The organism is Streptomyces sp. NPDC026417 (assembly GCF_055567695.1).
In genome coordinates, this window is the sequence record NZ_JBVHPY010000003.1 from 361,821 (window position 1) to 387,640 (window position 25,820).

A 25,820-nucleotide genomic window follows, 5' to 3' on the forward strand; every position below is an offset into this window, starting at 1 on the left:
CCCACGTCCCCTCCCCGCGGGAGAGGTGGCGGGGGTCTTTCCCACCCCCCTCCTCCCCAAAAAAACTGTTTCTCTCCAACCCCGCACCCACATATCCCCCCCCGACTACGCGCCCAGCTGCGCTGACCTGGTACGCCGACGCAGGGAACGTGCCACGGGGCCGCGGCCGTTCGGCTCGTCACGCACGGGCCGCCGAAGGGCGCCTGCGCGGTGAGCCGAACGACGGCCCTCAGGGAGTGAAGACCTCTTCGAGGCGGTCGATGGCCCCGTCGTCGCCCAGGTGGTAGGTGAAGACCAGCCCCGAGTTGGGGTGCGCCTCCAGCCAGTCGAGGAACTCCTGCACGCCGATGGGCTGGTTCTCGGTGCTCTCCACGATGGGGTTGGTCACGGTGACATACGCGGCCTGATCCATCGGGATGAAGGTCTCCTTGCCGACCGTCTCGAACGGTGCGCCGTCCGAGTCGGGCGAGCCGCAGCCCCAGTTTCCGTGCTTGACGATCAGGCTGAGGGCTCCGCCTTCCGGGGTGTAGCGGTAGACCGCGATCTCATCGGGGGAGATGGGCATCTTGTGATCGCAGCCGTCGTCGCCGTCGCCGCCCCCGCTCGTTGCCGTGGGGACCGGGGACTTGGACGCGGCCGGGACGGCACCGGGGGACTTCCTGGCGCCCCCGGTGCCCGAGGAAGCCTTCGCGCCGGGCTTCTTGCCGGCCGTTCCGGCGCTCGCGCCCTTGTCGGCACCGCCGGTCTTCGTCGCGCCCACGCCCGCCGCGCCGTCGTCACCGTTGCAGCCGGTCAGGACCAGCGCCCCCACCGCACACGCGGCCACTGCCAGCGTTCGGACGGCGCCGGGTCTGCGGCGGCTCTTCATCGGCGTCACGTTCATCGTGCGTCCCCCTGTTGTCCCAGAAATTCCTCGTGCCTCAACAACTCGACCGGAAGGACGACTTTCGGCCGTCTGCAGTTGCACGTCCGCGCGAGGATTTCGCGCGTGATCGGCTGCTGATTATGCGCGAGACGGCCGTGGCAGGCGAGGGCCGGGTACCGGTGAGCACGCACATGTCCGAGCGCGCGCAGTCGTGCGGAGGGGCGTCGACCGGTGGAGTCCCACGGGTGGAACAAGATCCAGACAACTCACGCTTTGGCGGGCTCCGTCGCGAGCCGTGGATGTGGCCAGTTTTCGTCCACCTGAACGAAACGCGACGCCGCCAGTGCACCCGGCGCGGCCGGAAGGCCCTGCCTGGGCCGCGGGACTGCGGGTTACCGGCTACGGAACCGGCGGGCGGCCCGACGACCCTGCCTGACCACGGATCCGCTCGTCCCATGCCTGGTCGCGGACCCGCCAGGGCTGCCCGACTCCCCGCCCCTGCCCTGTGATTGACTGTCGCCGTGCTGTGCGAGTCGGTCTTCCGAACCGTCGACCTCCCGGTGGGGGACAGGTTCGAGGCCTGGACGGAGCGGCTCGGACGTACCCACGCACCCATGCAGCTGGCCAGTGACCGCACGGCCGACTACCGCGCCGAGCAGCGGCTGATCCAGCTCGGCGACGTGACGCTGTGGCCTGCGACGTTCGATCAGCTGGTGTTCCGCCGGACGGCGAAACTGGTCCGCCGCTCCGACCCCGAGGTCCTCCACCTCTCCCTCCTCCTGAGCGGTGAGGGCGCGGCCACCTGGGACAGGCGCGAAGTCGCCTACGGGGCCCACGACTTCCACGTCAACTGCTCCTCGCGGTCGTACGAGATCTTCACCGGCCCCGATCCGGTCACCATGATCGGGGTCGAGATCCCCCGGACCCTGGTCGCCCTGCCCGCCCACCAGACCGACGGGATGATCGGACGCCGGATCTCGGGCCGTGAGGGATTCGGCGCGCTTCTGGGGCAGTTCCTCGTTCAGCTGGCCTCGGACACCGCCTCGTACCAGCCCTCGGACGCACCCCGGCTGGGCACGGTCGTCGCCGACCTGGTCACGGCGGTGGCGGCGCACGTGGCGGAGTCCGACGTCCCCCTGCCGCCGGCGGCCCACAGCCGGACGCTGACGCTGCGCATCAAGGCGTTCGTGCGCGCACACCTGGGAGACGAGGAACTGACGCCCGCTCGGATCGCCGCCGCGCACCACATCTCGCGCAGCTACCTCCACCGGCTGTTCCAGGCAGAGGGCATCACCGTGGCCTCCTACGTCCGCGAACAGCGCTTGCGCAGCGCCCGGCGCGACCTCACGGACCCGGCACTGCGCGCGCAGCCCGTCCACGCCATCGCCGCCCGCTGGGGCTTCCCCCGCGCGGCAGAGTTCAGCCGGGCCTTCCGAACCGCCTACGGCGTCCCTCCGAGCGACCTTCGCCACCAGGCCCTCCAGCGGGACGGTGCACGCGCGGAGGGCCCTGCGGCCGTGGACTCTCTGCCAAGGGACTGTGGACCGTAGGCCAACGACAGGGGTGCGTTCTCCTGTGCATCCTGGTGATCACCGCGGCCGGCGCCCGAGCGTCCCGGGGCGGGCCGGGTACGGGGGTCCCGGCCCCGCTCCGGCACACCCGGCGCCGCATGCGGCGGTAAGGCGGGGAGACGACCGGCGACAACGCCAGGTGGGTCCGTGCCGCAGCCGACTCGGGGATCGGCTGCGGCACATTCCGCGGCCGGAACGGGAGAACGAGAGACTCCGGCTCCGGGCGCCTGCCCCGGCCGGTCGGGCGCATGCTGCGCCGGACGGGTGACGGTTCCGGAACGGGTGCCGGCCCTGCCCGGCCGCCCCACCGAAGAGGTCGGCGCCCCCGGTGACGGCGGTATGCCGGCGTGGTCGGGGGGGGCATGGCGTACCGCCGTCAGCCGCGGGTGGCCGACGCCTCTCTCAGGGGCGCGTGCCGGAAGGGGAGCGGCGCAGCGGAAACGCCGATGGCGCGCAGCCGGAGAACCCGGCTGCCCGCCATCCGTCGGACACCCGCCTCGACCGGACCTCGGACCGGCACCGTCCACGGCGTGCATCCCTGCGTGAACAAGGTCAGCGCTTGAAGCTGTCCTTCGACTTCTCCTTGGTGTCCCGGGCCTTGCCCCGGGCCTCCAGCGCGGCGCCCTTGGCGGCGGTGGTGTCGTTGCCCATCGCGTGGGCCGCCTTCCGCACGGCCTTACCGACGACCTGCTCGGCTTTGGCCTTGGCCTTCTCTCCGGCACTCATGTCGGTCCTTTCGTAGGCACTCACTCAACCGACTGCCCGCCGCCCCGGGAAGGAAACCGCTGCCGGACGACGGCCCGGGTGCGCGCGTGTGCAGCGAACAGGTGAATGGGCGGGCGTCCGCTACGGCAAGGGCGTCACCCACGGACGGCGGAGGGAGGATCGCGTGATGACGCACCGCAACCGCAGCGAACGCACCGACATCCGCGGCGCCGCGATCCTCGCCGACCCGCTGGTCAACAAGGGCACGGCCTTCAGCCGCGCCGAACGCGCGGAACTGGGCCTCGACGGGCTCTTGCCACCGGCCGTGGAAACCCTGGTCGAGCAGACGACACGCGCCTACGCGGCCTTCCACAGCTACGACAAGACACTCAACCGGCACATCTACCTGCGACAGCTCCAGGACACCAACGAGGTCCTCTTCTACCGGCTCGTCACCGAGCACCTCGAGGAGATGCTGCCCGTCGTCTACACCCCGACGGTGGGGGAGGCCTGCCGCCGTTTCAGTGCGATCTACCGACGGCCACGAGGGCTGTTCCTGTCCTGGGAGGACCGGCACCGGTTTCCCGACATCCTGCGCAACCGCCCGCACGAAGAGGTGGACGTCGTGGTCGTCACGGACGGCCAGCGCATCCTGGGCCTCGGTGACCAGGGCGTGGGCGGCATGGGCATCCCGATCGGCAAGCTCAGCCTCTACACGGCGATCGGCGGCATCCACCCGGGACGCACCCTGCCGATCCTCCTCGACGTGGGCACCGACAACGAGGAGCTGCTCGCGGACCCCCACTACCTCGGCCGACGCGAGCGGCGTCTGACCGGAGCCGAGTACGACGAACTGGTGGAGGCGTTCGTAGCGGCGGTCGAGGCGGAACTTCCCGGCACCCTGCTGCAGTGGGAGGATTTCGCCACCGCGCACGCGCGGCCCATCCTCACCCGCTACCGGGACCGGCTCCTCACCTTCAACGACGACATCCAGGGCACCGCCGCCGTGGCGCTGGCGGCGCTCACCACGGCGGCCACCGTCGCGGAGACCCCGCTGCCCGAGCAGCGGCTCGTGGTGCTCGGCGCGGGGTCCGCTGCCATCGGTGTCGCGGACATGATCCGGGCCGCCATGATCGAGGAAGGGCTGCCCGAAAGCGAAGCGGCCTCCCGCTTCTGGTTCGTCGACATCGGCGGACTGCTGGTGCGCTCGCGCACGGACCTGACGGACGAGCAGCGGGTGTACGCACGCGAGGACGCCGAGTCGGCCGACTGGGACGGCTCCGGACTCGCCGAGGTGGTGCGCCGGGTCGCGCCGACGGCGCTCATCGGGCTGTCGACGGCACACGGCGCGTTCACCGAGGAGATCGTGCGGCAGATGGCCTCCGCCTGCGAACGCCCCGTCGTCTTTCCGCTGTCCAACCCCACCTCGCACGCCGAGGCCGACCCGGCGGACGTGGCCCGCTGGACCGAGGGCCGGGCCCTGATCGCCACCGGCTCGCCGTTCCCGGCGCTCCGGGTGGACGGTCACGACGTGCCCGTGGCCCAGGCGAACAACGTCTACGTCTTTCCTGCCATCGGGCTCGCGGTCACCGCGAGCCGGGCCACGCGCGTCACCGACCGGATGCTGGTCGCCGCGGCCCGGGCCGTCGGCTCCTGCGCGGCACGGGCCGCCGACGGCTGTGCGGGGCCGGCGCCCCTGCTCCCCCCGCTGAGCGGGATGCGGGAGGCGGCACGTGAGATCGCGATGGCCGCCGCGCTTGCCGCGATCGAGGAAGGGGTGGCTCCGCGCGTGAGCGAAGAGGAGCTGCGCGAGGCGATCGAGGCGACCCGCTGGACGCCACGGTACGAACAGGAGGGCGTGGCCCCGCCCCGGCCTCTGTGATCCATCGGGCGGCGACGTGAGCAGCAGTCACCGCCACTGTCGTCATCCGTGCGGACGCGGTGAACGCGCGATCGTCCGAGGGAGCCGGCCCACGTGACAGCGGGGGTGAACAAGCGCTTAGATAGTGACCCGACCCACCCGACTTCACTCCCACCCCCACGCCCACTTCACCTCCGACCTCGATCCCGATCGGCCCGCGCCGCGCTGGAGGCCCCCGTTGCTGTTCACTTCTGTCGACGACGTCTCCGCGCGCCTGGCGGAGGCCGGATATCTGGCGTCCCCCGCGGTCGCCACCACTGTCTTCCTGGCCGACCGGCTCGGCAAACCGTTGCTCGTCGAGGGCCCGGCCGGAGTCGGCAAGACGGAACTCGCCAAGGCGGTCGCCCAGGTCGCGGGGGCCCAGCTGGTCCGACTGCAGTGCTACGAGGGCGTCGACGAGTCCCGGGCGCTGTACGAGTGGAACCACGCCAAGCAGTTGCTGCGGATCAGCGCGGGCCGCGACGAGAGCTGGGACGAGGCGCGCACGGACATCTTCAGTGAGGAATTCCTGCTGGCCCGGCCCCTGTTGACCGCCATTCGCGGCGACGAGCCGAAGGTCCTGCTGATCGACGAGACCGACAAGGCCGACATCGAGGTGGAGGGCCTGCTCCTCGAAGTGCTCAGCGATTTCCAGGTCACCGTTCCCGAACTGGGCACGATCACCGCCACGAGCCGGCCGTTCGTGGTGCTGACCTCGAACGCGAGCCGCGAGCTGTCCGAGGCACTGCGCCGCCGCTGCCTCTTCCTCCACATCGGCTTCCCCGAAGAGGAGTTGGAGCGGCGCATCGTGCGACTGAAGGTGCCGGACCTCGACCGGGCGCTCACCGAGTCCGTGGTGCGTGTGGTGGGCGCGCTGCGCGAGATGGACCTGAGGAAGGTCCCCTCGGTCGCCGAGACCATCGACTGGGCGCGCACGCTTCTCGCGCTCGGCGCCGACACTCTCGACGAGACCGTCGTGCGCGACAGCCTCGGCGTCATACTCAAGCATCAGGACGACGTCCTGAAGGCGTCCGCGAAGCTCGACCTGGACGCCGTGTGACCGCCCCGGCCGGTGTGGCGGAGCGGCTGACGGGTCTCGTTGCGGCACTGCGCTCGCACGGCATCCGGATCGGAACCGGCGAAACCGTCGACGCCGCACAGGCGTTGGAGGCCCTCGGCCTGACCGACCGGGAACTGCTGCGCGAGGGGCTGGCCGCCACGCTCCTCCACAGCACGGGGCAGCGGAAGGTGTTCGATCCCGTCTTCGACGTGTACTTCCCGCGTCGCGTCGGCGTGGGGGCCGCGCCGGAAACGCCCGCCGACCGCGACGATTTGCGGGACCGACTAGTGGACGCGCTCGCCGCCGACGACCGGGCGATGCTGGCGCAGCTGGCCGTGGAGGCGGTCGACGGCTTCGGCGGCTACGGTTCGGCACCGGGCTCGGACGGCTGGTCGTCGTACCAGACCCTGGACCGGCTCCGCCCGCAGACGCTGCTGGCGCGCGTGCGTGACCGTGTCCGGAGCCAGGGCGGGGCGGCAGGCTTCGCCGACCGGTTGCTGGAGGACGAGGTCCGCCGGCGGATCCAGGACTTCCGGGCGCAGGTGGCCACGGAGGCACGGCGCCGGGTGGCGGAGCGGCGCGGCCGGGACCGGATCGCGCGCCGGGCCGTGGCCACCACCTCCGACCGGGTCGACTTCCTCTTCGCCGGCCGGGACCAACTGGCCGAACTGCGCAGGGTCGTTCAGCCGTTGGCACGCAAGCTGGCCACCCGTCTCGCGGCCCGACGCCGCCGTTCCTCGCGGGGCAGCATCGATCTGCGGCGGACACTGCGCGGATCCCTGTCGACCGGCGGGGTGCCGATGCGGCCGGTCCTGCGCCGACGCCGGCCCGCCCGCCCCGAACTGGTGCTGCTGTGCGATGTGTCGGGCTCCGTGGCCGGTTTCTCCGACTTCACCATGCTGCTGACCCAGGCGCTGCACGACCAGTTCAGCAAGGTACGCGTGTTCGCCTTCGTCAACCGCGTCGACGAGGTGACCGGACTCCTCGTGCAGGGCGCCGCCGACCCGGAGGGACTGGGCGCCCGCATCCGGTCGGAGGCGACCCTGACCGGCTGGCACGAAAGCAGTGACTACGGTGCGGCGTTCGCCGAGTTCACCGAGCTGTACGGCGACGTGGTGGGCCCGCGCACGACGGTCCTCGTCCTCGGCGACGCCCGCACGAACATGGGCGACCCGAACCTTCCCGCCGTACGCCGGCTGGCGGGCCGGGCCCGCCGCGTCCACTGGCTGAATCCGGAGCAGCGATCCCTGTGGGGCACGGGCGACTCCGCCGCGCCCGCCTACGCCGAGATCGTGCCCATGCACGAATGCCGCAACGCCGGTCAGCTCAGCGACCTGATCACCGGGCTGCTGCCGGTCTGATCCGCCACGAACGGGTTCCGGACGGGCCCGGGTCAGCGGGAGAGCGTGAGCGGCAGGGCGTCCTTGCACGCGTTCAGCGGCTTGGCGACCTTCTCGGCCGTACCGGCGTCCGGCGCGACGGCGGCGGACTTCGTCCCCGGGGTCCCTTGGCGGTGCCAGGTGCCCGTGACGGACACCCAGGTGGCGGCGGGCAGGGCACCGGCCCCGGGGAGGCGAACGCAGCGGGTGCCGGCGCCCGGACATGACGGGGGAGTATGGCGCGGCCGGTGCTCGCCGGGGGCGGGCTAGGACTGCTGGTCGACGGCCATCTCGCCGAGCAACGACCAGTCGTCCTGCGGCACCTTCATGTTGACGATGCGGGGCGTCGCCTGCAGGTGGCGGGGCAGGGTCTGCCGGGCGGCCTTGAAGTGGTCGGACTGGACGTGGGCCGCGCCCGCGTCGTCGTCGCGGAACCCTTCGACCAGGACGTACTCGGTGGGGTCGTCGATGCTCCTGGACCAGTCGAAGAACAGGCAGCCGGGCTCGGCGCGGGTCGCGGCGGTGAAGTCGGCGGAGATCTGCGGCCACTGGTCCGCGTACTCGGGCCGGACACTGAACTTGGCGGTGATGAAGATCATGAGGGCTCCCTGGCCTACGAGTCGAGCCGTGCCGCACGGCCGGCGTCCCGGGCGGACGCCCGGAGAGCGTACGCCTGACGGACGGGGCGGACGGGGAGGCCCGACAGCCGCCCGCGGCGGTGTGTGCGAAATTCGTCGGGCGTTCGCGGGTGTAGGACCGGCGACCCCGGGCACGCGGAAGGTACGGCCGCGCCGCATCGGTCCTGTCCCCCCATCACCGGCGGCGCGGCCTTCATCGTGTCCGGGCCCGTTCCGCTCGCCGGTCACCGGTGGGGCAGGGCGTCCGACTCCCCGCCGGGGCACGGGTGATGGCGGCCTCAGCGCCGGGACATGTAGAGGTTCAGAGCCCTGTGGAGGACCTTGTTGAGGGGGTAGTCCCATTCGCCCAGGTACTCGACCGCCTGGCCGCCGGAACCGGCCTTGAACCGGAGCAGCCCCAGCAGGTGGTCGCCCTCGTCCAGGGTGTCGGTGATGCCGCGGAAGTCGTAGACGGCAGCACCGAGTTCGTGGGCGTCGGACATCATGCGCCACTGGATCGCGTTGTTCGGCTGCACCTCACGCTTGTGGCTGGTGGAGGCACCGTAGGAGTACCAGACGTGCTCGCCGACGGTGATCATCGTGGCCGCCGCCAGCACGTCCCCGTCGTGGTGGGCGAGGTAGAGGCGCATCCGGTCCGGGTGTTCGGCCCTCAGCGCGGTCCACATCCGCTGGAAGTAGGGGAGCGGCCGGGGGATGAACCGGTCCCGCTCCGCGGTCTCGGTGTACAGGTCGTAGAAGACCGGCAGGTCTTCGTAGGCGCCCTGCACGACTTTGACGCCGGCCTTCTCCGCCTTCTTGATGTTGCGACGCCACTGCTGGTTGAAGCCCTGCTGGATGTCTTCGAGCGACCGTCCGGCGTACGGGACCTGGAACACGTGGCGCGGCTGGCCGGCGGCGAAGCCGTCCTCGCCGGAGGGCGCGGACCGGCGCCAGCCCATCCGCCGCAGCTGCTCGGCGGTGTCGAGGGCTCCCGGTTCGTGCGAGGTCGCCTCGACGTCCCCCAGCCGCCTCGCCTGCGGGTCGGCGATCGCGGCCTTGACCGCGTCGGCGCTCCAGCGCCGGCTCACCACGGGCGGTCCCATCTTCACGGTGAAGGCGCCCTCCCTCTTGAGGTGCGCCAGCATCGGCTCCAGCCACGCGCCGAGGCCGTCCGCACTCCAGTCGATGACCGGCCCCTCGGGAAGGTAGGCGAGGTACCGCTTCGTCCTGGGCAAGGGTCTGAGCAGGACGAGGCCGGCGCCGACGAGCCTGTCGTGCTGGTCGAACCAGCCCAGGCTCTGTGCTCGCCAGTCCGGCTTCACGTCGCCCCACGACGGAACCTGCATGTGACTCACCGAGGGACGAGAGCTGACGAAGGCCAGGTGTTCCTCGCGGGTGATCGCCTTCAGCTGGTAGTGCATGCGCAGCGCTCCTTTGCTCGAAGCGTCAGCGTACGAGCCGCGGTGTCCGTTTCCGCGCTTCACACGAGCCGGGAGCGAAAGGGTCGCCCGCGTGGGCGGCACCGGGACGGGACCCGGCCGCGTCCGGTTGCGCGGGACTACCGAAACGGTCCCCTGGCGGCCCGTTCCACCCGGTTCCGGTAGTCCTCCCACCATGCCGCGTCGCCCTGGACCATGCTGGTGTTGTCCTTGTTCATCCCGACGGCGCCGTCCATGAGTTCCCTGACGATGTCGGCGTGCCCCGCGTGGCGGTGCGTGTCCGCGATCACCCGTACCACGGCGTGGTGCAGGGTCACTTCGGCCTTGCCGCTCGGCCACCAGGGGACCGTGCCGACGGTGTCCAGGGCCAGGGCGTCGATCGTCGCGTCCGAGTGGGCCCAGGCCCGGTGGTAGAGCCGCACGATCTGCTCGCGCGACTCGTCGGCCGGGACCCACATGTCGGCGTTGGGTTCCGCACCTTCGTCGAGCCAGGGAAGCGGCTCCCCGGAAGGCCGTCCGAAGGTGTCGCCCAGGTAGCCCAGTTCCACGGAGGCGAGGTGTTTCACCAGTCCCAGCAGGTTGGTACCGGTCGGCGTCAGCGGGCGGCGGACGTCGTACTCCGAAAGTCCTTCGAGCTTCCACATCAGGGCATCGCGGGCCGACTGCAGGTAGAAGTGGAGGTCGTCCTTGGGATCCGAGGGAGTCATGCGGCAAGTCTCCCCGTCGCGTGATCCCTGTCCACCGCATTCGCCCCCGGCGGTCACGATGCCTGGTCCACCGACCCGGCCGGCCGTGCTCGAACCGCTCAGTGCGCGGCGGCCTTCACGGACGTCAACTCCTCGCCGGTGAGTTCGGCGATGCGGTGTGCCGGGACACCGGCGGCGAACGCGCGTGTGAGCAGGACGTCGCGACCGTCGGTGCAGGAGCGGTAGGCCAGCAGTTCCTGCTCCAGCCGAGCGATGTTCTCCGGCGCGGTCTGGTTGCGTACGCGGATCAGCTCTTCGTCGCTGAGGGGAACGGGCAGGCGTTCGGCGTCCTCGGGGACGGCCGACGTCTCCTCCGGCGGGAGCAGACGCAACTGCGGGGACGTTGCCGTGATGCCCTGGGCGCCGAGCCACGCCTGGACGGCGGGAGTCTCCATGCACGCCAGTTCTCCGACGGCGGTCGGCGGGACACCCAGCGTTACGGCGGTGCCGTCCAGCAGGACGAGGTAGGCGTCGTCAGTCATTCTCGGTTCCTTATGGGGGGTGGTAGTGCTGATGGCCGCTCTGTACCCCGTCCCGGCCGTCGCATGACGGCCGGAGGAGACCGTCTGCGCCGAAGTCCCCGGCGAGCGGCGAGCCTTCCGAAGACGTCGGCCGCGGCCACGGGATGACGGGCACGGAAAGCCACGGTGAACAGGGAAGATTACCGGCGTGCCGGAGTGCGCATGCCCGGGCGGAGCCCGTTGCGCCCTCGTAAATCCGTTCGGCTGCCGGTGTCCGTGTGCAAGCCTTCGCGAAGTCCCCCGGCCGAACAGGCGCGGAGCACAACCATCGGGGCCGCCGGACTGTCTCATTCAGCAGCAGCCCCCACGGGACGGGGCAGCACTGAACCAAGCAAGGGGGGATGTCATGCGCAGGAGTGGAGTGGCATTGGCGGCGCTCGCGCTGGCCGCCGGGGGACTCGGGGTGACGGCCGTTCCGGCCGCGGCCGCCGGGGTGACGCAGGCGACAGCCTGTGCGACGGGCTGGGGCAGCTTGCCGAAGAGCGGCGCCTCGACCGCCGTGGCATCGCTGGCCGATGTCCGGACGGGACGGCACGACTGCTACGACCGGATGGTGCTGGACATCCCCGGCGGCGGCAGCAGCGGCCTCGGCTACCACGTCCAGTACGTGGACCGGCTGTACCAGGACGGCTCGGGCAAGTACATCGCGGTCGGTGGCGGTGCGGTGATCGAGGTGCGTGCCGGAGCGCCGAGCTACGACCTGGAGACGGGCGAGGCCACCTACCCGGGGCGGGCGGGGCAGCCGCTGCCCGGGGTCGACCTCACCGGGTACAAGACGTTCAAGGACACCCGGTTCGCCGGCAGCTTCGAGGGCGAGACCCAGATCGGACTCGGCGTGCGGGCCCGACTGCCGTTCCGCGTGCTGCAGCTGGAGGACCGGCTCGTGGTGGACGTCGCGCACACCTGGTGACGCGGCTCGGGTAGCGACCCGACCGGCCCGACCACGCTCCGTCTCCGCCGTGTCAGCGGGTTCACACGGTGGAGCGGGCGTGGCCGGGCTGCGGAAACGCCGTCGCCGACGGCCGGGTGCTGCCGGTATCGTCCGGAGCCCTGACCGGCGAACACGGCGGTCTCCGAGGTTCGGAAAGTGACGCGTATGGCCGGTTGGCAAGCGACGACGACTCTGTGGCGCCCGACGGGTCCCAAGGAACTGGACCTGGTCCGGGAGTCGAACTGGCGTGCCTGGCCGCCGCGCCTGCCCGAACAGCCGATCTTCTACCCGGTCCTGAACGAGGACTACGCCGTCCGGATCGCGCGGGAGTGGAACGTGAAGCACGACGGCGCAGGTTTCGTCACGCGTTTCGAAGTGGACACCGAGTTCGTCGCCCGGTATCCCGTCCGGCAGGCCGGCGGGCGGACGATCCTCGAACTGTGGGTCCCCGCCGAGGAACTCGATGAGTTCAATGCCCACATCGTGGGTGAGATCGAGCTCGTGCACGAGTTCCGTCAGCAGCAGCCGTCGGCACGCCAGGACACGTCGGTCGTCCGCCGTTCCTAGGGGCTGCCGGTTGGATCACCACGGATCCGAGTGTGCCGGCCGCCGGCGGGAGCGGTCGGCCCCCTCGTGCCGACGGCCGGCACCGGTCGTCACCCGAACTGGCCGGGCTGGTAGTCGCCTGCGGGCTGCTGGACGATGACGTTCACGCGGTTGTAGGCGTTGATGAGGGCGATCAGGGACACCAGAGCGGCGAGTTGCTCCTCGTCGTAGTGCTTGGTGGCGTTCGCCCAGGCTTCGTCGGTGACGCCACCGGCCGCGTCGGCGATACGGGTGCCCTGCTCCGTCAGCTCCAGGGCGGCGCGCTCCGCGTCGGTGAAGACCTTGGCCTCCCGCCAGGCAGCGACCAGATTGAGACGCGTCGACGTCTCACCGGCGTGCGCGGCGTCCTTGGTGTGCATGTCGGTGCAGAAGCCGCAGCCGTTGATCTGGCTGGCGCGGATCTTCACCAGCTCCTGTGTCTCCGCGGGCAGTGTCGAATCCGAGAGCACCTTGCCGGCCGCGTTGACGTGCCGCAGGAACTTCCCCGCGACCGGGCTGCCGAAAAGGTTCAAGCGAGCGTCCATCGTGAACTCCTGTGCCGTCGTTGGGTTACACCTCATTGACGGCTCGGCTCGGCACGATGTGACAGGCCCGGATGTGACGTGTGTCTCGGGTGGCCCCTCCGGCAGTCGGAGGGGCCGCGGTCACTCCCCCTTGGGAGCAGCCTGCTGCACGACCTCGAAGGACCACAGCGTGGACCCGCTCGCCGCCGGCTTGGGGCGCTCGCCGCTGCCCGCGTCACCGCCCTGGTGGGCGGCCTTCATCGGGCCCTCCATCCAGGCTTGGAAGGCCTCCTCGTCGCGCCACCGCGTGTAGACCAGGTAGCTGTCGGTGCCCTCGACGGGCCGGAGGAGTTCGAACCACTCGAACCCGTCGGAGTTCTCGACGGAGTGGGCGCGAGAGGCGAAGCGCTTCTCCAGCGTCTCCCGCTGCTCGGCGGGAACGGTCAGTACGTTGATCTTGACTACGCTCATGGCTCCATCCTGCCGCACCGCACAGGTCGCACGGGCATCGGCTCGGCCGGGTACGTCCGTCCATCCGCGGCCACCGACCGCGCCGTCGCCGGACCGGAACGCCGAACGGACCGCGCCAAGGCACTCGGTGCAGCCGGGACGGGTCCACCGGGCGCCCACGCGACCGTCCGGCGGAGTTCCTCCCCGGAAGCCCACCGGTCCCGTGCAGCCTCCCGCACCACCTACCGACCGGCCGCCCCTGTGCTCCCGCACAACGCGTCCCCGGCCCCGCTGTGCACCCGCCTCCCACCCGCCCCGTGCCCTGTACGCCGCCCGGGGCCCCTGGTGCCATGACCGGCATGCCTTCTGTTTCCCCTTCGGTGCCGGGCCCGGGCGCACCAACAGACGTGGACGCCGCAACACGCCTGGACGCAGCAAGTCCTCTGCGAACGCCGGGAGTTCGGGCCGCGACGACAGACGTGGACGCACCCGCGACGCCGGAGCGCCGCCCGTGAGTACCGGTGACGGCCAGTCGCTCGCCGCCATGGTCTTCCTCGCCTTCGTCGCGGTGTCCCTGTTGCTCTGCGGCCTTGCGGCGGCCGACCTCGACGACCCGGAGCACTTCTACGCGGGGGGCAGCGCAGCCTTCGGCCCGGTCGGCAGCGGGCTCGCCATCGCCGGTGACTACATCTCCGCGGCCACCCTGCTCAGTACCACGGGTTCGGTCGCCCTCGACGGCACCGACGGCATCCTGTTCGCCTGCGCCACCGTCGCCTCGCTCTTCCTGGTCATGCGGATCCTGGGCGAACCCCTGCGCCGCCGGGGGGTGTTCACCCTGGGGGACTTCCTCTCCGACCGCCTCGGCGATCTCTCCGTGCGGCGTGCCCTCGGCATCGCGACCCTCGTCGTTCTCGCCCCGCTGCTCCTGGTGCAGCTGACCACGGCAGGACACATCATGGCGGCCATGTTCGGGCTCCCCGACGGCGCGCTCACCGGCTGCACCGTGGCCGGCGGCACCCTGATGGTCTGCTACGCCGCCTTCGGCGGGATGCGCGGCGTCGGCTACGTACAGATCCTCAAGGTCGGTGTGACGCTGACCGCCGTGCTGCTCCTCGCCGGACTCGTCCTGGCCCGGTACGGATGGTCGCCGCCGGCTCTCTTCGAGGCGGCGCAGGACCGCTCGGAGGCGGGCGGCGACTACGCGGCCCCCGGCCTGCACTTCGGGCACTCCCTCGCCGGACGGCTCGACCTGATCAGCTTCGAGACCACCCTCCTGGTCGGCGCGGCCTGCCTGCCGCACCTCACCATGCGGCTGCATCCGCTGCGCGACGCCCGTACCGCGCGCCGCGCCGTCGGGTGGGCCGTGGGCCCCGTCGCAGTGGTGTGCGCCGGCGTCGTGGTGGCGGGGCTCGGCGCCTGCGCCCTGCTCGGCCGGGACCTGATCCGGGCTGCCGATCCCGGGGGAGCGACGGCGCTGCTGATGGTGACCGGCGCTCTCGATCCGGTCGCCGGCGGGGCCCGGCACAGCATGCTCTTCGCGATCGTCGCCTGCGCCGTCTTCATCACGACCCTGGCGGCCGTCGCGGGCATCACCCTGGCCGCCGCGTCCAGTCTGGCCCGCGACTTCGGGGCGCGGTCGGGCGGCAGGGCGGCGAGCCGCTCGGCCGGCGGAGAGATCCGCAGGGCCCGCGTGGCCATCGTCGTGGTCGGTGCGCTCGCCGTGATGCTGGCGGTGCTGCTCCAGGACCGCGGCAGGCTGACCCTGATCTCGCTGTCGTTCACCGTCGCGGCCTCGGTGCTGGCCCCCGTCCTGCTCTACGCGCTCTTCCTGCCCGGGCACACCGCCACCGGAGTGCGGTGGACGGTCTACGGGACGCTGCCGCTGGTGGTGGTGCTGCTCGCGGGGTCTCCCGCGGTATCGGGTACGCCCATCGCGATCTTCCCCGACCGTGACTTCCATTGGCTGCCGCTGCAGACCCCGGGGCTGATCACCATCCCCGCGGGATTCCTGTTCGGCCTCGTCGGCCGGGGCCGCACCCCTGGACGGCAACCCCGGGGCGACGCGCGGACCGTGTCCCTGCGGACCGGAGGAGCCTTCACGAAGTAGGGCAGGGCCCGGCGCCGCCTTCGCCGAGTCAGGAGTGGCCGTGCCGGCCGTCGGTCGCGGGCGGTGCCGAGTCCAGCCGCATGGCGAGCAGTTGGCCCGGCCAGGCCTTGACCTGGAATCGTTCGGTGGGAGTGAAGCCGTTGCGCTCGTAGAACGCCACCAGTTCACCTCCGCCGCCCGCCCAGCAGTCGACCCGCAGCAGGCGCACGCCGGCCCGCCGGGTCACGTCGGCGGCGTGGGCCAGCAGTGCGGCCCCGATGCCCAGGCCGGCGTGCTGCCGGTCCGAGACCAACAGCCGGACGTAGCGCTCGGGTTCCTCGGCCGGCGGGATCGGCATCTGCGGGCTGGGCCCGGTGTCCAGCACCAGGGCTCCGACCGGCGCGCCGTCCAGCTCCGCTACGTAGGGCGAGTTCTCGGATGTGTACCGCTCGACCCGTGCCACCCCGCCGGATGTCTGTGAGTACGGAATCGTGCCCCATTGCTCGGTGTTGCCCCGGGCATTCATCCAGGCCACCGCCGAGTCGAGCATGTCCAGGATGGCCGGTGCGTCGGCGGGGCCGCCCGGCCTGATGCGTATGTCGCGCGTGGAGTCGTTCACGGCGGAAGCTTAGGCACCGGAGGGGCCGCCCGCGCCGGGTGGGCCATCTCGGGCTCACACGGGAGTACTGCCCCTCACACGGGCGCTCATCGTCCTGCCGGTCCGCCGGGTCGCACTCCCTGTCCGTGAGGCGGGTCGGGCTTCGACAATGGGGCGGTGAACGGGTCCCGCCCACCATCCGCTCGGGGCGCGACCCGTTCACGTCGTCCGCTCCCGCCTCTCGCCGTGGGCACTCCGCGTCCCTGTCCGGACCGGCAGGGGAAGGCGGCGCGGACATCGGCGCCCGGGCATGCCGGGGCCGAAGGTGCGGAAACGGTGGCATGAGGCGGATCGTTCGGGGCACTCGGAGAACAATGGCCCAGGCCGATCACCGAAGGGGTGTCACCGTGTCGATGCCGGATCCGCGCCTAGTGAGGACGCTGCTCGCCCGGTACGCGAGCGCGCGCATCGCCCTCGCGGAGAAGAACACGCGGGCGTGGCAGCAGGAGCTGGACGACGTGACGAAGGCCCTGTGCGTTCTGACCGGGGCCCGTTCGATCGCCGACGCGATTCCTGCCGCCGACGAGATCCTGGCTCGGCACGTCCGGGCGCAGCGCTCTCATCGAGCGGCAGGACCGGCAGCGGGACGCGGCCCGGCTCTGGCTGCCTGACCTCCGTACGGCCTCCTGAGGGACCGGCGAGGGCATCCCGTGCTGCCTCCGCTCCGCCCGAACGCCTGATACGCCGCCCGGATGGTGGCTGACGCCAACTGCGAGGCGCGAGAGCCCCTTTGCGGCCGGTGGCGTGCTTCCGGGAGCCTCCGCCGAGCCGGAGCAGCGATCAGTTCGCGATCTTCTGAAGTGCGGCGCTCAGCCCTGCCAGGTCGTGGCCCTCCAGGTGGTCGAAGACGTGCCGTCGCACACTGGCCAGGTGCGCGGGCCAGGCCTCCTCCAGGCGGGTGAGCCCCGCGTCGGTCAGCACCGCGTTCCAACCGCGCGCGTCCTCGTCGCACTGGGCGCGCCGGACCAGCCCCCGCTTCTCCAGGCGCGTCACCACACGGGTCATCCCGCTGAGCGAGAGATTGCAGGCCGCGGCGAGTTCGCTCATGCGCATCCGCCGCTCGGGTGCTTCGGACAGGTGCATCAGCGGGGCGTACTCCGACAGGGGGAGCTGTCCCTCACCGACCATGTCCGCGTCGATCAGCCGGGGCAGGGCGAGCATCACCCGCCCCAGCGCGCGCATGAGTGTCTCCTCGCTCGCGTCGAGGGGTTGCAGGCGGCGCTTCTGTGACGGCTGTGACGGCATGCCTCCCACTCTAGCTCCTTGACAAGTCAAGGAACCGCTGCTTCTACTTGCCTCGTCAAGCATTTCCTTGACGAGGCAAGTAAGTGAGCGGGTCGCCCGCTTCAGGGCCGGGTCCGCCCCTTCGGAGGCGGGTCGTCCCCTTCGGGTGATCAGTACATAAGGAAACTCATGACCAAGATCGGCATCATCCTCGGCAGCACCCGCCCGGGCCGGAACGGCGAAGCCGTCGCGCAATGGGTCTGGGAGCACGCGCGCCTGCGTACCGACGCCGAGTTCGAGCTCGTGGACCTCGCGGACTACAAGCTGCCACTCCTCGACGAGGCGTACCCGCCCGCGATGGGTCAGTACACCCAGCCACACACCGGTGTGTGGGCGGAGAAGATCGCCTCCTTCGACGGATTCGTCATCGTCACCGCCGAGTACAACCACTCGGTCCCCGGCGCACTCAAGAACGCCATCGACTTCCTGTACGCCGAGTGGAACCACAAGGCTGTCGGGTTCGTCAGTTACGGCTCAACCGGCGGTACGCGAGCGGTCGAGCACCTGCGCCTGATAGCTGGGGAGCTGCACCTGGCGGACGTCCGCTCCCAGGTAGCGCTCTCGCTGTTCACCGACTTCGAGAACTTCAGCGCCTTCAAGCCGGCCGGCACCCAGCGAGACACCCTCGCCACGACCCTGAACGAGGTCGTGGCCTGGAGCAACGCGCTCGCCCCCCTGCGCGCCAACTGACCGCGCCCCGGAACCGCGGCCGCCGGCCGGGCGCCGAGACGGCGCTCGGGCGGCAGCCCCGGTCGCCCACGGTCGCCCCGTACGCCTGCGCGCCGCCGGACGCGCGCACATCAAGGCGCGGCCCTGCTCGCCCACGGTCGCCCCGCGCGCATCCGCGGCGGCCTACGCGCGCGGCCGGCCCGCGCACATCCGCGGCGGCCCTGTTCGAAGCAAGGAACCCTGTCATGACGAACCGCTCCGCACTCCCGTCGGACACGCACCGGATCACCCTCGGCCTGGACACCTTCGGCGATGTGACCAACGATTCCCGGGGCCGCCCGCTGTCCCACGGCCAGACCATCCGCAATCTCGTCGACGAAGGGGTCCGCGCCGACGAGGTGGGGCTGGACCACTTCGCCATCGGGGAGCACCACACCGACCGGATGCCGCTCTCGGCGGCCGATGTCGTCCTCGCCGCGATCGCCGCACGGACCTCCCGCATCCGCCTCGGCTCGGGCGTCACCGTCATCAGCTCGGACGACCCCGTACGCGTCTACCAGCGCTACGCCACCCTCGACGCGGTCTCCCACGGGAGGGCGGAGGTCATTCTCGGCCGGGGCTCCAGCACCGAGTCGTTCCCCCTGTTCGGCTACGACCTCGGCGACTACGACCGGCTGTTCGAGGAGAAGGCCGACCTTTTCGCCCGGCTCCTGGAGGAGAAGCCCGTCACCTGGTCCGGCAGCACGAGGCCGGGCCTGGACGGCGTGTCCGTGGTTCCGCGCACCGAGTCCGGGCCGATCCCGACGTGGATCGGCGTGGGCGGCAGCCCCGAGTCCGTCGTACGCACGGCACGCCACGGATTCTCGCTGATGCTCGCGATCATCGGCGGACCGACGGCCCGCTTCGCTCCCTTCTCCGAACTCTTCCGGCAGGCGCTGGACAAGTTCGGGCAACCGGAGCGGCCGGTGGGTGTGCACTCTCCGGGGCATGTGGCGGAGACGGACGAGCAGGCCGTGCGGGAGTTCTGGCCGTACTACGAGAGCGCGATCCGCACGATGGCCCGGCAGCGGGGATTCCGCGCACCGTCCTTCGAGCAGTTCATGCGCGACGTCGGCCCCGAGGGCTCCCTGTACGTGGGGGCTCCGGCAACCGTGGCCCGGAAGATCGCCGCGACCCTTCGAACGCTGGGTGCGACCCGGTTCGACCTCAAGTACGGCATGCACGGGATGCCGCACGCGTCGCTGATGACGAACATCGAACTCTTCGGCACCCAAGTCGCCCCACTGGTACGCGACATGACCGCCACCTGAGCGGATGGCGAGCAGGACTCGCGCGGCCGCCGTTCCGACCACGGGCGCGCCGGATCGCCCTGTGCCCGTCGACCGACCGGATCGGCCATCCGGAGACCCCACGACATCACGTCGAAAGGCATGCACCTCATGGGAAGGGACCCGACGGATCTGGCACGAACGCGCTCCTGCCGCCGTGCCGTGGGCCTTTGACTCTGCCCCTGCGCCCGATTACCTTGAATTAGTAGACCGGTCGCCTAATGAGCGAGCGGACTTTCGTCCGGTCGACTGGCGGCGGGACGCCCTCAGTGACGGCCCTATCGACAGGAGAACCCCGATGCGCAGTACGACGGACACCGAAGAGGTCCTCCGCGATGTCGTCGACCAGTGGAAAGCCGCCGTCGACCGGCACGCGCCGGACCAGGTCGCGTCCCTGTTCACCGATGACGCGATCTTCCAGGGGCTGCACCCCTACGGAGTGGGGCGTCAGGCTGTCGCGGACTACTACGATTCGCAGCCCCTGGGGCTCACGGCCGACTACCGCATTCTCGAAAACCGGCGTCTCGCCGACGACCTCGTCCTCGGCTATCTGGGTGTGGACTTCTCGTTCACCGACCGCCCCTCCATCTCCGTCAGCCTGAGCCTGCTGGTGCGGCGGACGGACGAGGGCTGGCGCATCGCCCACTACCAGGTCTCACGCCTGAGCTAGGGGTGTCGCCGGACATGCCGGGGTCTTGATCGGCTCAGGGGTGCCGGAAGGTCAGTGGCTGGCTGCCGCCTGGGCGGTCTTCTTCCGGGCGCGATACGCGGCTGCCTTGACCTTGTTGCCACAGGACTCCATGCCGCACCACTGTCGGCGCATGCCTCGGGAGCGGTCGATGTAGACGCGGGTGCATTCGGGGTTGCCGCACTCCTTGAGCAGCGGCACGTCCGGCCCGTTGAGGAGTTCGATGGCGAGGCGTGCCACCGTCGAGAGCGACTCCTGCGGGGTTGCCGCCGTCCAGCGTCCGGACGGCGTCAACTGGGGCACGGCCGGTGTTCTGCGTGCGGCGCTGTTCAGCTCGGCGAGGGCTCCCCTGGGGTACTCCTCGCCGAGCCGGCGGGCCGTGACCAACCGGTAGACGGCCTCGCGGACGTCCGTCGCCTGTGCGACGTCGGCTTCCTGGCCGGGGGAGACCGCGTCGACGATCCCCGACTCCACGTACCAGGCGTCCAGTCTGTCCGGCGACGCGAACATCTCGAAGCGTGTGGAGCGCCGCGCCCGGAGCGTCGCGGCGAAGTCGAGGGCCGGATGCCCGCACACGAAGACGTGGTCTGGGTTCACATCACTAGTCTGACAGGTGACTGCGGCGTCGGCCAAGGAGCCGCCGGCCGGTCCCGCGGCATCCGTACCCGGCGGGGAAACCTCGCCGGAGGCGTCGGTGCCGCGCCTCCGGCGGCGGGCTCGGGCGCTGTGGCCTGTCTGCTCGGGGGCGCCTGTGGGCGGCAGGCCGAGAAGGTCGCCTGGCGAGCACAGGCCCCGTTTCACAGCCCCAGGTCGGCGGCCAGGCAGGAGAAGGACGTCCAGGAGCCTTCGGGGTTGTAGGCGGTCCTGGCCGCGTCGTGGGGCGTGGCCGCCTTCTCCTCGACGGTGTCCTCGTATCGGATGCGCTCGGGCAGCTTGCCGAATCGCGCGTGCCGCGCTGCCGCGGCGCTGTCGACGGTGCTCTGGGTCTCCATGGTCACCCTCCGCTGGATCGGTGGCGAGCAGGGCCTCCCTGGCTCTGCGGGTGCCAGAATTCCACGCGAAGCGTCACCGGTCAAGATGGTGACGACACTCCCGATTTCCCGCCCGTATTGCGACGGCATGCGCTCTTTCGGTGCATACCATCACTGGCTTGACTGGTGACGGGGAGCAGTTCACTATTCAGTCACCGCTTGAACCGGTGACGCATCCAAGCCAGCCGGTCACGGCTTCCGACGCAGGAGATGGGGAACGTCATGGCTGTCAGCTACACCGCCGTCGTCAACGTGAACGGGGAAGGCCGCAACGGGGGTCGTGTCGAGTCCGGCGACGGGCTCCTGACAACGACGCTGGCCATCCCGAAGGAACTCGGCGGCGCCGGCGGCGCGACCAACCCCGAGCAGCTGTTCGCCGCCGGCTGGGGCGCCTGCTTCCTCGGTGCCGTACGCCGAGCCGCCTCCGAGCGCGGCATACGGCTGACCGGCACCGACATCACCGCCGAGATCACCCTCCATCACGGCGACGACGGCGAGTTCGGCCTGGCCGCCGTCCTCGGCCTCGAACTCGGTGGCGTGGACCAGCAGACCGCCACCGAACTGGCCGCGGCGGCCCACCGGATCTGTCCCTACTCCAAGGCCACGCGCGGCACCATCCCGGTCACCGTCAACGCCACCGCCGTCTGAGGCCGCCGCACCACCGTCTCCCGGAACCGGGTACCCGCCCCGCTCCACCCGGGTCAACCGGGCGGAGCGGGGCGGTACTTGCCCGCCTCGTTGCCCGTGCCGGGAGACCTCAGCTGGCGTCGCGTGTACGCCGCTCGGTGCGCAGGGTCTCCAGGAGGCGGAGCCAGATCTCGCTCGCCGTCGGGTAGCTGGGGACGACGTGCCACAGGGTGGAGAGGGGAACACGCGCCACGACCGCCGTCGTGGCCGAGTGCACCAGTTCGGCGATGCCCGCGCCGACGAAGGTCGCCCCCACCAGCACGTCCTCGGCTCGGTCGACGACGAGTTTGGCGGTGCCCCGGTAGTCCGCGCGCATGACGTAGGTTCCGGCGAGAGCGGCCAAGTCGTACTCGACGACCTCGACGTCCACTCCGGCGTCCCGGGCCTGCTGCTCGGTCATCCCGGCGCTGCCGACCTCGGGGCTGGTGAACACCACTTGGGGCAGCCCGACGTGTCCGGCGGCCGACGAGGGCAGTTCGGCGGAGCCCTGTGCGCGTGCCGCGATCACCTCTCCGGCGATACGGGCCTGGTACTTGCCCATGTGCGTCAGCAGCGCCCGCCCGCATACGTCTCCGATGGCGTACAACCAGGTGCCGTCGGCCTCCCGTACGCACTGGTGGTCGTCGACCTGAAGATATCCGCCGGGGGTGAGGCCGACCGTTTCCAGCCCGATGTCCTCGGTGTTGGGGGTGCGCCCCGTGGCCACGACGATCTCATCGGCGACGAGGGTCGTTCCGTCGTCGAGCGTGACGGTGACGTCCCCGCCGTGGAGGCTGCCGTGGCCGGTGTCGCGGGGGCCGGTCCGCTCGACCAGGGACAGGCTGCGTCCCGCGTACAGCCGTACGCCGCCGTCCCGCAGGGCCTCCGCGACGAGTGTGCCGGCGAAGGGCTCCTGTCGTGTCAGCAGCCGGTCGCCGCGGTGGACGACCGACACCTCGCTCGCTCCCAGTCCGCGCAACCAGGTGGCCGCCTCGCAGGCGACCACACCGCCGCCCAGCACGACCACCCGACGGGGCACCTCACGCATGGTGGTCACGTCGCGCGAGGTCCACGGGAGAGCGGCGCGCAGCCCGGGGATGTCCGGCACGGTCGGGCGTGAGCCGGTGTCGACGACCACGGCGTGGCGAGCGGTCAGCGTCCTGGTGGAACCGTCCGCGCGGCTCACCACCAGCGTGCGCTCGCCCGCCAGTCGCCCGTATCCGCGTACGACGTCGATGCCGGTGGAAAGAGCCCAGGAGACCTGTGAGCCGTCGTCCAGCTGATTGATGACACGGTCACGCCGGGCCAGGACCTCGGAGGCGTCCAGGGTGGCCGACGTCCCGGGCAGATGCGTGGCCGCGTCCACCACCTCGACGGGCCGTAGCAGCGCCTTGCTGGGCATGCAGGCCCAGTACGAGCACTCGCCGCCGAGCAGCTCGTCCTCCACGAGCACCGATGACAGGCCGGAGAACTGGGAGGCGTACTGCGCGGCGTTCTCGCCGGCGGCGGCCCCGCCCAGGACGATCACATCCCACTCCGAGCGGTCCGGACCGACAGTCGCGGTCATGTGTCTCTCCCCTCGCTGCTCGGTGCGCACGTACGGGACGGGTGGGCGGCCGTCACCGGCCCGGAAGTCGCTCCGTGATCTCCTGCAGCGTCCAGCCGTTGCCGTCGGGGTCGGTGAAGGAGGCGAAGGAGGAGTAGCTGCGCCGCTCGGGATCCGGACCCGCCACGCGGCCCTCGGTGCCGGCGCGGTGGAACACTCCGCCCGCGTCGTGGAAGACCTCGCTCACGTCGATCCCGCTGGCGGCCAGTTCCGCCCGTGCCGCCTCGATGTCCGAGACCACGAGATGCAGCCCTTCGGCGGATCCGGGCGGGGCCGAGCTGACCCCGTCGCCGAAGATCACGGAGCAGGCCGAGCCCGGCGGGGTCAGCTGCACTACGCGGAAGCCGTCGTCGGTGGCGAAGTCGGCGTCCAGCCGCCACCCCAGTGTCTTGTAGAAATCCCGCGACCGGTCGACGTCGGCGACCGGGATCACCACGACTTCGAGTCTCATGTCCACGGTGGAGTCCTCCTGCCCGACTGGCAGTTGTGCGCTCACCGGTCGCCGGGGGCGCCGCGCTCCTGCGCGCAGAGGGGCCCGGGAGACATCAGGTGAGGAGTGGTGCAGATGCGCGCAACAGCGCGAAGACCACTCCACGATATCGCTTGACCGCAACCGCGCCACTTTTCCCAACGCGGCACAGGACAGGCTCAGTAGGGGCTGAGCAGCGCACACCGGACGGGGGGTGAACCGGGCCGGCGGGCGCCCCGGACGGTCCGGCCGGCACTCGCCGACACCACGGTCCCGGCCTCAGACCTCCCGCAGACCGTCTTCCTTGAGGCCTTCCCGGGAGGGCCGTCGCGCCTGCCGTCCGGCGCCGGTGACCCGCTGCTGCTTCGACGACCAGTTGGCCGGCTCCACGTGCGAGAGGGCGACCTCGACGACGATCACCTTGCCCGAGCCGTCCGGCAGGGGTTCCACGGTGAGGCTCCGGCCGACCGCCTTGACGATCTCCAGGCCGTGTCCGCCGAGGCGGGCCGGGTCCTTCTCCAGCACCCGGGGGGAGTGGGGGGACGAATCCTCGATGCTGATCCGGGCGCTGTCGCCCGTCGGCGCGAGGTCGATACGCAGGCTGCCGGTACCGGCAGTGTGACGCAATACATTGGTGACCAGTTCACTGATCACGAGTTGCACGTTCTCAATATCGCGTGGGGTGGGAGAAATCTTGCCGGATTGCCGGGCCCGCTCAAGGAATGCGCTCGCCGCATGTCGAGCTCGCGCACTTGTCATCGCACCACCGGTCCAGGAGATGTCCCAGTTCAGCGCTGCGTCCCAGTTCGGCCCTGGCTCATCCGACGCCTGCTTCCTAAGCGGGATGACCATGGGTAACACGCCCTGTCGATCTGTGCTGTCTTGTCACTGTCGTGCTCGTCGGCACGACAGCCCACATACCCCACGTCATCGAATTTAAAGGCTCGGACAAGAACGCGACGGACTTCTGGGACGTCCGAGGACCCGCCGAGGAGGCCAGGCCCCAGCGCGCAAGCGCCGTCCCCGGCGGCCGCCGGGAAGGCGGGGGCGGCTCGCGGCTCCACCGCGGGGGCGCTCCCGTGCCGAGCGCGGCGGGGAGCGGAGTCCGCTCCGGGGCGCGGCGAAAGCGGTGTGGATGATCGTCGCCCATGTGACGCAGCATGTCGTCGAGACGCAGAGTTCCGGCAGGAGAGGTGCCCACGCGACGAAGGGCGCCGCCCGTTCCGGTCCCGCCGGGTGGGCGGGGCGTCGGGACCGGGCGGTTTCCGAGTCGCCCCCGTGGACGACGCCCCCGGACTCTCGGGGCTGTCGGCGCCGGTGGGCGTGATGCTTTCGGGGTGCCGGTGCGTGCTGTGGGTCGCGGGCGGCGGAGATTCCCGGGAAGCAGTCAGCTTATGGAATGTTTATCTTCGCCTTTCGGGTGCAGTCGGAGGGAGAACGAAGTTCCGATTGTCTGAGGAGGAGTCGTGGGCATTATCGCCTGGATTCTGATCGGCCTTCTGGCCGGTGCCATCGCCAAGCTGCTGCTGCCCGGTAAGGACCCGGGCGGAATCATCGTCACCATGCTGATCGGTATCGCGGGCGGCCTCCTGGGAGGCTGGCTGGGGAAGGTGCTCTTCGACGTCGACTCGGTCGACGGCTTCTTCGAGCTGTCGACCTGGGTGGCCGCAATCGTCGGTTCGCTCATCCTGCTCGTGCTCTACCGACTCGTCACGGGCAACCGACGCTCCCACCGACACGCCTGACGTACTCCGTCCCAGCCGGCGCAGCGCAGCCGGCTGAGACGAGAACAGCCGGGGCTTTCGGTTCGAGCGCTGGGTCATCCCGAAGCGGCGTGACCGGTGTACCGATGCGGGCTGCGGACCATGTGTCCGCAGCCCGCATCGTGCTGTCAGGGCCTGGCCGGCCGGGACCCTGCCGTGGCGGAGGCATGGCAGACCCGGCACCCCGGCCGGGACCCTGCCGTGACGGAGGCGTGCGAGACCCGGCACGCCCATGCCGCCCTGCGGGCTGCGCAGGCCGCCGAGTCGGTCCTGTCGAGC

Annotated in this window: 29 protein-coding genes; 13 read left to right on the plus strand and 16 right to left on the minus strand. The window is 71.0% G+C overall.

Features of this window, described 5'->3' with window-relative positions:
* Positions 1-229: 229 nt before the first annotated feature.
* Positions 230-883, minus strand: a complete 654-nt coding sequence (locus ACZ4NT_RS06830; protein ID WP_467723955.1) for a hypothetical protein — start codon at positions 881-883, stop codon at positions 230-232.
* Between the two features lie 503 nt (positions 884-1,386).
* Between ACZ4NT_RS06830 and ACZ4NT_RS06835 the strand changes: the two genes are divergently transcribed.
* On the plus strand, positions 1,387-2,415 hold the full coding sequence (locus ACZ4NT_RS06835; protein WP_121407969.1) for a helix-turn-helix domain-containing protein: 1,029 nt from the start codon (positions 1,387-1,389) through the stop codon (positions 2,413-2,415).
* A gap of 573 nt (positions 2,416-2,988) precedes the next feature.
* Here ACZ4NT_RS06835 and ACZ4NT_RS06840 read toward each other — a convergent pair.
* Complete coding sequence (locus tag ACZ4NT_RS06840; RefSeq protein ID WP_467723957.1) at positions 2,989-3,162, minus strand: hypothetical protein; 174 nt, start codon at positions 3,160-3,162, stop codon at positions 2,989-2,991.
* Positions 3,163-3,328: 166 nt separating this feature from the next.
* Between ACZ4NT_RS06840 and ACZ4NT_RS06845 the strand changes: the two genes are divergently transcribed.
* The 3 genes from ACZ4NT_RS06845 (at position 3,329) to ACZ4NT_RS06855 (ending at position 7,462) form a co-directional block, all read left to right on the plus strand.
* The gene (locus ACZ4NT_RS06845; RefSeq protein WP_467723959.1) at positions 3,329-5,023 is read left to right on the plus strand and encodes an NAD-dependent malic enzyme; all 1,695 of its coding nucleotides are present in this window, start codon (positions 3,329-3,331) and stop codon (positions 5,021-5,023) included.
* Positions 5,024-5,243: 220 nt separating this feature from the next.
* The gene (locus ACZ4NT_RS06850; RefSeq protein WP_121408648.1) at positions 5,244-6,101 is read left to right on the plus strand and encodes an AAA family ATPase; all 858 of its coding nucleotides are present in this window, start codon (positions 5,244-5,246) and stop codon (positions 6,099-6,101) included.
* Entirely contained in the window at positions 6,098-7,462 is a 1,365-nt protein-coding gene (locus ACZ4NT_RS06855; RefSeq protein WP_467723961.1) for a vWA domain-containing protein, read from the plus strand. The genes ACZ4NT_RS06850 and ACZ4NT_RS06855 overlap by 4 nt, the downstream gene beginning before the upstream one ends.
* A 32-nt stretch (positions 7,463-7,494) precedes the next feature.
* On the opposite strand, the gene ACZ4NT_RS06860 is transcribed toward ACZ4NT_RS06855, so the two are convergent.
* The 5 genes from ACZ4NT_RS06860 to ACZ4NT_RS06880 form a co-directional block, all read right to left on the minus strand.
* On the minus strand, positions 7,495-7,638 hold the full coding sequence (locus ACZ4NT_RS06860; RefSeq protein WP_183117154.1) for a hypothetical protein: 144 nt from the start codon (positions 7,636-7,638) through the stop codon (positions 7,495-7,497).
* Between the two features lie 108 nt (positions 7,639-7,746).
* A complete protein-coding gene (locus tag ACZ4NT_RS06865) occupies positions 7,747-8,079 on the minus strand; it encodes a putative quinol monooxygenase (protein WP_121407966.1) in 333 nt (110 codons plus the stop codon).
* A 317-nt stretch (positions 8,080-8,396) separates the two neighbouring features.
* The gene (locus ACZ4NT_RS06870) at positions 8,397-9,518 is read right to left on the minus strand and encodes a peptidoglycan bridge formation glycyltransferase FemA/FemB family protein (RefSeq protein ID WP_121407965.1); all 1,122 of its coding nucleotides are present in this window, start codon (positions 9,516-9,518) and stop codon (positions 8,397-8,399) included.
* Positions 9,519-9,655: 137 nt separating this feature from the next.
* Positions 9,656-10,243 carry a DinB family protein gene (locus ACZ4NT_RS06875; RefSeq protein WP_121407964.1) on the minus strand — a complete coding sequence of 196 codons (588 nt, stop codon included), beginning with the start codon at positions 10,241-10,243 and terminating at the stop codon, positions 9,656-9,658.
* Positions 10,244-10,341: 98 nt separating this feature from the next.
* Entirely contained in the window at positions 10,342-10,764 is a 423-nt protein-coding gene (locus ACZ4NT_RS06880; RefSeq protein WP_121407963.1) for a DUF6003 family protein, read from the minus strand.
* Between the two features lie 385 nt (positions 10,765-11,149).
* On the opposite strand from ACZ4NT_RS06880, the gene ACZ4NT_RS06885 reads away from it, so the two are divergent.
* Both ACZ4NT_RS06885 and ACZ4NT_RS06890 read left to right on the plus strand, forming a co-directional pair.
* Positions 11,150-11,713, plus strand: coding sequence for an AMIN-like domain-containing (lipo)protein (locus ACZ4NT_RS06885; RefSeq protein WP_121407962.1), 564 nt, complete (start codon positions 11,150-11,152; stop codon positions 11,711-11,713).
* A gap of 186 nt (positions 11,714-11,899) precedes the next feature.
* Positions 11,900-12,301 carry a hypothetical protein gene (locus ACZ4NT_RS06890; RefSeq protein ID WP_121407961.1) on the plus strand — a complete coding sequence of 134 codons (402 nt, stop codon included), beginning with the start codon at positions 11,900-11,902 and terminating at the stop codon, positions 12,299-12,301.
* 89 nt (positions 12,302-12,390) lie between these two features.
* On the opposite strand, the gene ACZ4NT_RS06895 is transcribed toward ACZ4NT_RS06890, so the two are convergent.
* Positions 12,391-12,864: a carboxymuconolactone decarboxylase family protein gene (locus ACZ4NT_RS06895; protein WP_121407960.1), complete on the minus strand. Its 474-nt coding sequence runs from the start codon at positions 12,862-12,864 to the stop codon at positions 12,391-12,393.
* Between the two features lie 120 nt (positions 12,865-12,984).
* A complete protein-coding gene (locus ACZ4NT_RS06900; RefSeq protein WP_121407959.1) occupies positions 12,985-13,314 on the minus strand; it encodes an antibiotic biosynthesis monooxygenase family protein in 330 nt (109 codons plus the stop codon).
* A gap of 523 nt (positions 13,315-13,837) precedes the next feature.
* On the opposite strand from ACZ4NT_RS06900, the gene ACZ4NT_RS06905 reads away from it, so the two are divergent.
* Positions 13,838-15,400 (plus strand): sodium/solute symporter, encoded by a 1,563-nt coding sequence (locus ACZ4NT_RS06905; protein WP_467724171.1) that lies wholly within the window; start codon positions 13,838-13,840, stop codon positions 15,398-15,400.
* 28 nt (positions 15,401-15,428) lie between these two features.
* On the opposite strand, the gene ACZ4NT_RS06910 is transcribed toward ACZ4NT_RS06905, so the two are convergent.
* A complete protein-coding gene (locus tag ACZ4NT_RS06910) occupies positions 15,429-15,998 on the minus strand; it encodes a GNAT family N-acetyltransferase (protein ID WP_121407958.1) in 570 nt (189 codons plus the stop codon).
* 392 nt (positions 15,999-16,390) lie between these two features.
* Here ACZ4NT_RS06910 and ACZ4NT_RS06915 point away from each other — a divergent pair, with 392 nt between their 5' ends.
* A complete protein-coding gene (locus ACZ4NT_RS06915; protein ID WP_467724173.1) occupies positions 16,391-16,648 on the plus strand; it encodes a DUF5133 domain-containing protein in 258 nt (85 codons plus the stop codon).
* Positions 16,649-16,817: 169 nt separating this feature from the next.
* On the opposite strand, the gene ACZ4NT_RS06920 is transcribed toward ACZ4NT_RS06915, so the two are convergent.
* Entirely contained in the window at positions 16,818-17,282 is a 465-nt protein-coding gene (locus ACZ4NT_RS06920) for a MarR family winged helix-turn-helix transcriptional regulator (protein ID WP_467723966.1), read from the minus strand.
* A gap of 168 nt (positions 17,283-17,450) precedes the next feature.
* Between ACZ4NT_RS06920 and ACZ4NT_RS06925 the strand changes: the two genes are divergently transcribed.
* The 3 genes from ACZ4NT_RS06925 (at position 17,451) to ACZ4NT_RS06935 (ending at position 19,988) form a co-directional block, all read left to right on the plus strand.
* Positions 17,451-18,011, plus strand: a complete 561-nt coding sequence (locus ACZ4NT_RS06925) for an NADPH-dependent FMN reductase (RefSeq protein ID WP_467723968.1) — start codon at positions 17,451-17,453, stop codon at positions 18,009-18,011.
* 224 nt (positions 18,012-18,235) lie between these two features.
* The gene (locus ACZ4NT_RS06930; RefSeq protein ID WP_121407955.1) at positions 18,236-19,300 is read left to right on the plus strand and encodes an LLM class flavin-dependent oxidoreductase; all 1,065 of its coding nucleotides are present in this window, start codon (positions 18,236-18,238) and stop codon (positions 19,298-19,300) included.
* Between the two features lie 316 nt (positions 19,301-19,616).
* Entirely contained in the window at positions 19,617-19,988 is a 372-nt protein-coding gene (locus ACZ4NT_RS06935; protein ID WP_121407954.1) for an SgcJ/EcaC family oxidoreductase, read from the plus strand.
* A 51-nt stretch (positions 19,989-20,039) separates the two neighbouring features.
* On the opposite strand, the gene ACZ4NT_RS06940 is transcribed toward ACZ4NT_RS06935, so the two are convergent.
* Together ACZ4NT_RS06940 and ACZ4NT_RS06945 are read right to left on the minus strand one after the other, a co-directional pair.
* Positions 20,040-20,603, minus strand: coding sequence for a CGNR zinc finger domain-containing protein (locus ACZ4NT_RS06940; RefSeq protein WP_467723971.1), 564 nt, complete (start codon positions 20,601-20,603; stop codon positions 20,040-20,042).
* 200 nt (positions 20,604-20,803) lie between these two features.
* On the minus strand, positions 20,804-20,998 hold the full coding sequence (locus ACZ4NT_RS06945; protein ID WP_121407952.1) for a hypothetical protein: 195 nt from the start codon (positions 20,996-20,998) through the stop codon (positions 20,804-20,806).
* Between the two features lie 261 nt (positions 20,999-21,259).
* Between ACZ4NT_RS06945 and ACZ4NT_RS06950 the strand changes: the two genes are divergently transcribed.
* Positions 21,260-21,685, plus strand: a complete 426-nt coding sequence (locus tag ACZ4NT_RS06950) for an Ohr family peroxiredoxin (protein WP_467723973.1) — start codon at positions 21,260-21,262, stop codon at positions 21,683-21,685.
* 109 nt (positions 21,686-21,794) lie between these two features.
* Here the strand turns inward: ACZ4NT_RS06950 and ACZ4NT_RS06955 are convergent, their stop codons facing one another.
* The 3 genes from ACZ4NT_RS06955 to ACZ4NT_RS06965 form a co-directional block, all read right to left on the minus strand.
* Positions 21,795-23,270: a dihydrolipoyl dehydrogenase family protein gene (locus ACZ4NT_RS06955; protein WP_467723975.1), complete on the minus strand. Its 1,476-nt coding sequence runs from the start codon at positions 23,268-23,270 to the stop codon at positions 21,795-21,797.
* 52 nt (positions 23,271-23,322) lie between these two features.
* Positions 23,323-23,766 carry a VOC family protein gene (locus ACZ4NT_RS06960; protein WP_467723977.1) on the minus strand — a complete coding sequence of 148 codons (444 nt, stop codon included), beginning with the start codon at positions 23,764-23,766 and terminating at the stop codon, positions 23,323-23,325.
* Between the two features lie 291 nt (positions 23,767-24,057).
* On the minus strand, positions 24,058-24,630 hold the full coding sequence (locus ACZ4NT_RS06965; protein ID WP_467723979.1) for an ATP-binding protein: 573 nt from the start codon (positions 24,628-24,630) through the stop codon (positions 24,058-24,060).
* Between the two features lie 614 nt (positions 24,631-25,244).
* On the opposite strand from ACZ4NT_RS06965, the gene ACZ4NT_RS06970 reads away from it, so the two are divergent.
* Positions 25,245-25,523, plus strand: a complete 279-nt coding sequence (locus ACZ4NT_RS06970; protein WP_121407947.1) for a GlsB/YeaQ/YmgE family stress response membrane protein — start codon at positions 25,245-25,247, stop codon at positions 25,521-25,523.
* Positions 25,524-25,820: the final 297 nt, after the last annotated feature.

Excerpts from the sequence above, each read along its gene's own strand:
- ACZ4NT_RS06845 (WP_467723959.1), top strand. The coding sequence starts at position 3,329 with ATGACGCACCGCAACCGCAGCGAACGCACCGACATCCGCGGCGCCGCG.
- ACZ4NT_RS06880 (WP_121407963.1), bottom strand. The coding sequence starts at position 10,764 with ATGACTGACGACGCCTACCTCGTCCTGCTGGACGGCACCGCCGTAACG.
- ACZ4NT_RS06870 (WP_121407965.1), bottom strand. The coding sequence starts at position 9,518 with ATGCACTACCAGCTGAAGGCGATCACCCGCGAGGAACACCTGGCCTTC.
- ACZ4NT_RS06830 (WP_467723955.1), bottom strand. The coding sequence starts at position 883 with ATGAACGTGACGCCGATGAAGAGCCGCCGCAGACCCGGCGCCGTCCGA.
- ACZ4NT_RS06885 (WP_121407962.1), top strand. The coding sequence starts at position 11,150 with ATGCGCAGGAGTGGAGTGGCATTGGCGGCGCTCGCGCTGGCCGCCGGG.
- ACZ4NT_RS06905 (WP_467724171.1), top strand. The coding sequence starts at position 13,838 with ATGGTCTTCCTCGCCTTCGTCGCGGTGTCCCTGTTGCTCTGCGGCCTT.
- ACZ4NT_RS06840 (WP_467723957.1), bottom strand. The coding sequence starts at position 3,162 with ATGAGTGCCGGAGAGAAGGCCAAGGCCAAAGCCGAGCAGGTCGTCGGT.
- ACZ4NT_RS06955 (WP_467723975.1), bottom strand. The coding sequence starts at position 23,270 with ATGACCGCGACTGTCGGTCCGGACCGCTCGGAGTGGGATGTGATCGTC.
- ACZ4NT_RS06925 (WP_467723968.1), top strand. The coding sequence starts at position 17,451 with ATGACCAAGATCGGCATCATCCTCGGCAGCACCCGCCCGGGCCGGAAC.
- ACZ4NT_RS06865 (WP_121407966.1), bottom strand. The coding sequence starts at position 8,079 with ATGATCTTCATCACCGCCAAGTTCAGTGTCCGGCCCGAGTACGCGGAC.
- ACZ4NT_RS06915 (WP_467724173.1), top strand. The coding sequence starts at position 16,391 with ATGCCGGATCCGCGCCTAGTGAGGACGCTGCTCGCCCGGTACGCGAGC.
- ACZ4NT_RS06895 (WP_121407960.1), bottom strand. The coding sequence starts at position 12,864 with ATGGACGCTCGCTTGAACCTTTTCGGCAGCCCGGTCGCGGGGAAGTTC.
- ACZ4NT_RS06935 (WP_121407954.1), top strand. The coding sequence starts at position 19,617 with ATGCGCAGTACGACGGACACCGAAGAGGTCCTCCGCGATGTCGTCGAC.
- ACZ4NT_RS06965 (WP_467723979.1), bottom strand. The coding sequence starts at position 24,630 with ATGGTCATCCCGCTTAGGAAGCAGGCGTCGGATGAGCCAGGGCCGAAC.
- ACZ4NT_RS06930 (WP_121407955.1), top strand. The coding sequence starts at position 18,236 with ATGACGAACCGCTCCGCACTCCCGTCGGACACGCACCGGATCACCCTC.
- ACZ4NT_RS06920 (WP_467723966.1), bottom strand. The coding sequence starts at position 17,282 with ATGCCGTCACAGCCGTCACAGAAGCGCCGCCTGCAACCCCTCGACGCG.
- ACZ4NT_RS06950 (WP_467723973.1), top strand. The coding sequence starts at position 21,260 with ATGGCTGTCAGCTACACCGCCGTCGTCAACGTGAACGGGGAAGGCCGC.
- ACZ4NT_RS06945 (WP_121407952.1), bottom strand. The coding sequence starts at position 20,998 with ATGGAGACCCAGAGCACCGTCGACAGCGCCGCGGCAGCGCGGCACGCG.
- ACZ4NT_RS06890 (WP_121407961.1), top strand. The coding sequence starts at position 11,900 with ATGGCCGGTTGGCAAGCGACGACGACTCTGTGGCGCCCGACGGGTCCC.
- ACZ4NT_RS06900 (WP_121407959.1), bottom strand. The coding sequence starts at position 13,314 with ATGAGCGTAGTCAAGATCAACGTACTGACCGTTCCCGCCGAGCAGCGG.
- ACZ4NT_RS06875 (WP_121407964.1), bottom strand. The coding sequence starts at position 10,243 with ATGACTCCCTCGGATCCCAAGGACGACCTCCACTTCTACCTGCAGTCG.